At 61.6% G+C, this 3,679-nt stretch carries 6 protein-coding genes; 3 read left to right on the top strand and 3 right to left on the bottom strand.

What is annotated here, in order from left to right; all coding sequences use genetic code 11:
* Window positions 1-411, top strand: a 411-nt coding sequence (locus VGP39_RS25495) for an efflux RND transporter periplasmic adaptor subunit (protein ID WP_414644807.1), incomplete at its 5' end; no start/stop codon positions are given.
* 285 nt (window positions 412-696) lie between these two features.
* Here the strand turns inward: VGP39_RS25495 and VGP39_RS25490 are convergent.
* Together VGP39_RS25490 and VGP39_RS25485 are read right to left on the bottom strand one after the other, a co-directional pair.
* Window positions 697-906 (bottom strand): hypothetical protein, encoded by a 210-nt coding sequence (locus VGP39_RS25490; RefSeq protein WP_327570862.1) that lies wholly within the window; start codon window positions 904-906, stop codon window positions 697-699.
* A 48-nt stretch (window positions 907-954) separates the two neighbouring features.
* On the bottom strand, window positions 955-1,761 hold the full coding sequence (locus VGP39_RS25485; protein ID WP_327570861.1) for a cytochrome P460 family protein: 807 nt from the start codon (window positions 1,759-1,761) through the stop codon (window positions 955-957).
* Window positions 1,762-1,961: 200 nt separating this feature from the next.
* Here VGP39_RS25485 and VGP39_RS25480 point away from each other — a divergent pair, with 200 nt between their 5' ends.
* Both VGP39_RS25480 and VGP39_RS25475 read left to right on the top strand, forming a co-directional pair.
* A complete protein-coding gene (locus VGP39_RS25480; RefSeq protein WP_327570860.1) occupies window positions 1,962-2,261 on the top strand; it encodes a type II toxin-antitoxin system HigB family toxin in 300 nt (99 codons plus the stop codon).
* A gap of 15 nt (window positions 2,262-2,276) precedes the next feature.
* On the top strand, window positions 2,277-2,654 hold the full coding sequence (locus VGP39_RS25475; protein ID WP_327570859.1) for a helix-turn-helix domain-containing protein: 378 nt from the start codon (window positions 2,277-2,279) through the stop codon (window positions 2,652-2,654).
* 351 nt (window positions 2,655-3,005) lie between these two features.
* On the opposite strand, the gene ctrA is transcribed toward VGP39_RS25475, so the two are convergent.
* Window positions 3,006-3,679: response regulator transcription factor CtrA (ctrA, locus tag VGP39_RS25470; protein WP_327570858.1), on the bottom strand; the 674-nt coding region annotated here is incomplete at its 5' end.

Raw genomic sequence — 3,679 nt, 5'->3', positions numbered from 1 at the left:
GTGGTCCGGGTCCCCGAGATTCCGAATCGAACCTTTCCCGGCACGGTCACGCGTATCGCGACCGCGTTGCAGCCCGGGAGCCGAACGCTGCTGACCGAAATCGATGTCCCCAATCCGGACGGCGCGCTGAATCCCGGCATCTATTGCACCGTCGAGCTGTTCATTCCGCGCAAGACACCGTCGATGGTCGTACCGGCCGACGCGGTCGTATTCGATCAGAACGGCCTGCATGTCGCGATCGTCGAGAATGGCATCGCACATCTGCAGAAGATCACGATCGCGCGTGACTTCGGCACGGAGGTCGAAGTGCACGACGGCGTCAAGCCGGGCGATCAGGTCATCCTTAATCCGATGATCACCCTGACGGAAGGAGCCAAGGTCGCCGTGCGCAACAAGGCGCAGACAAGCTAGAGCATGATGGTCTTAAGTCGAATCGCCACGACGCTCAGCTCACCTCTCCCCGCAGGGGGGAGGTCGACGCGCATCGTCAGATGCGCGGCGGGTGAGGGGACTTTCCGCGAGTCCGAGTTGCGTGGAGAGACCCCTCACCCGAAGCCTGCGCGGAGTTTATCATCGGGCGGCGCTTCGCGCCGACCCGTTGGCTCCGGCTTCGACCTCTCCCCTCCGGGGAGAGGTGAGAAGGAGCCGCTTCAACCTGAATTCATCACGCGCCAGTGGTTTTCGGCGGGCAAAGCGCTAGCCGCCACCGTGGCCGCCATGACCGCCATGTGCGCGAGAACCGCCGCCGCCGAAGCCGCCATATTGAACCCGGCAGTTGTCGAGCAACTGGCCATTCGCGCCCAGCCTTCGCTGCGGGCCGCAGTCGCGCCGCACGAACCCCATCGATACCGCGCTGACGGCAGCGGTGCCCATCAGCGTCAACACGACACGACGCGAACGTTTCATGGGTCTATCCTCGTTTGCAAGGCAATTGACGCGCGCCGCTCGGGCGGATCATTTCACCTCGATCTTGCCTTTCATCGCCGGATGCAGGCCGCAGATATAGTCGTAGATCCCCGCGTCGGCCAGCGTGAGCTGGGTGGTCTTGCCCTTCAGCACAACGGGGGTGCGAAACCCCTTGGCGCCGGTGATGGTGACCTGATGCGGCGAACTATCGGCATTGAACCAGGTGATCTGCGTATTGGGCGCAACGACCACGGTTTCCGGGCCGAACTTGAAATCGGCGATGCTGACGATGCCCGGCCCCGGCTGCGGCTTGGCGGCCTCGCCGGGCGCGGTACCTTTCAGGCTGGCCAGCGAAATCACGAAATCCTGTCCGGCGTGCGGCTTGTGGCATTCAAAGCAGCCTTTCAGGTTGGCTTTTTCGTTGACCTTCTTGTCCGGCCCGAACGCCTGATATTCCCATTCGCCGTTACGCAGCTCGTCGGGATATTCCGTGCCCCAGCCGGCGCGTTTTTCCATCACCGTATAGGCGACGAGGTCGCCCTTCATGAAACGGCCCTGGGCATCCTTCGCAGGCGCGCCGGCGGCATCGAGCTGCGCCTTGTACTGCACCAGGGTCAGCACGGTGCCGCTCGGGGCCGGCTCGCCCTTGCGCGCCGCCTCGACCGCGGCCGGTGTCGCCCAAAGCTCGCGATACTGCTTGTTGTCGTGCCGGTCCAGCGTGGAGTAGAGCGTTCCCTTGGCGTAGTCCTCCGGGAAAGCGATCTTGTCGCCGCCGGCGAAAGCCGAGAAAGCCAGCACGATTCCGCAGCCTAAACCCGTCGCAGCCGCCACTGCGGCCGACTTGATGTCGCGCATGGTATCCCCCCTGATTCTTCGCGAAGCTCCATTGTCTCGCGACCCCCGCAAGGTACATCGCCATGCGTTACGGGCAAGCCATATACGGAACAGGCGATGGGGCGGTTTTGCGCAGGCGTCCGACCCGTCATTCCGGGGCGCGGTTTCCCAAATTGGGAATTAGCTGTTTACAACACATTCCCGTTATGGGAATATGCGTCATGCGGATTATTTCGCAATCGAACCTGATTGCTTTCGTGATGGCTCACCCCAAGACCCGGCCATCATTGGAGCGATGGCGAAAATTGATCAAGGCGGCGAACTGGAGTTCGACCAACGACGTACGGGCGGCGACTGGCGCGGTGATCCTCAATGGCGAGCGGGCGAGGTTTGAAGTCGCGGGCGGCAATTATCGGATGATCGTCGCCTTCAACTTCAAGCACCAAATCGCATTCATCAAGTTCCTCGGCACCCACGCCGAATATGACAAGATCGACGCCCTTACCGTTTCGATTTACTGAGAAAGGCAACACACCATGGACATCCGACCGATTCGAAACGAGGAAGATCGCCGCGCCGCGCTTGAGGAGATCGAGCGCCTCTGGAACGCTGAACCAGGGACCGATAACGGCGACAAGCTGGAGATTCTCGCAACCCTTGTGGAGCGATACGAGGACGCCAGGTGGCCGGTCAGCAAGATGCGCAACGATCCGGTCGACATGCTGCATTTCCTGATCGACGAATGCGGACACACACAAGCTGAACTGGGCGACCTGCTGGGCTCACGCCCTCGCGCCTCCGAGATCCTGAACCGCAAGCGTGCCTTGACCGTCGAGATGATCTACAAGATCAGCAAGGCGTGGAAAGTGCCGGCGGAAATCCTGATCAGGCCGTATCGGTTGCAGGCGGCTTGACTCGCGTCCCGGACGCGGTGCGGCATTCTTCATGCCGCTCCGCAGAGCCGGGACCGTTAGGACAAGCGTCATTGCCGGGCTTGACCCGGCAAACCATCCCTTTCGAAAAATTCTTGCGAAGATTGATGGATGCGCGGGTCAAGCCCGCGCATGACGAAGTCTGTGTAACGGCTCTGCAGCGCACCGCTCCGCGAAGTGCTACGCCATAGCGGGCCGAAGACGCGCGTAAACGCGCTTATGGCGCTGCGTCCAGGGCGCGGCGCGCCTTCCCACCAAAAACAAAAACCCCGCCATTCGCGGCGGGGTCCAGTCGGGAGGCGAGAGCCTGACAAAGCTCTCCTTGAAAATCGATCAGGCGGGAATCCGCACTTCTTCCTCGTGCGGCTCGCGCAGCACATAGCCGCGGCCCCACACGGTTTCGATGAAGTTGCGGCCGTCGGAGGCGTTCGCAAGCTTCTTGCGCAGCTTGCAGATGAAGACGTCGATGATCTTCAGTTCCGGCTCGTCCATGCCGCCATAGAGATGGTTGAGGAACATTTCCTTGGTCAGCGTGGTGCCCTTGCGCAAGCTGAGCAGCTCCAGCATCTGGTATTCCTTGCCGGTCAGGTGCACGCGCTGGCCGCCGACTTCCACCGTCTTGGTGTCGAGATTGACCACGAGGTCGCCGGTCTGGATCACGCTCTGGGCATGGCCCTTGGAGCGGCGCACGATGGCGTGGATGCGCGCGACCAACTCGTCCTTGTGGAAAGGCTTGGTCATGTAGTCGTCGGCGCCGACGCCGAGGCCCTTGACCTTGTCCTCGATGCCGGCGAGGCCGGAGAGGATCAGAATGGGGGTCTTGATCTTCGAGACCCGGAGCTGCTTCAGCACGTCATAGCCGGACATGTCGGGCAGGTTGAGGTCGAGCAGGATAATGTCGTAGTCGTAGAGTTTGCCGAGATCGACGCCTTCTTCCCCGAGATCGGTGGTGTAGACGTTAAAACTCTCGGATTTCAGCATCAATTCGATCGACTGCGCGACGGCGC

Origin of the sequence: Bradyrhizobium sp. (genome assembly GCF_036009065.1) — a bacterium.
Lineage (GTDB): Bacteria > Pseudomonadota > Alphaproteobacteria > Rhizobiales > Xanthobacteraceae > Bradyrhizobium.
This window is presented reverse-complemented; position numbering and strand designations above follow the sequence as displayed.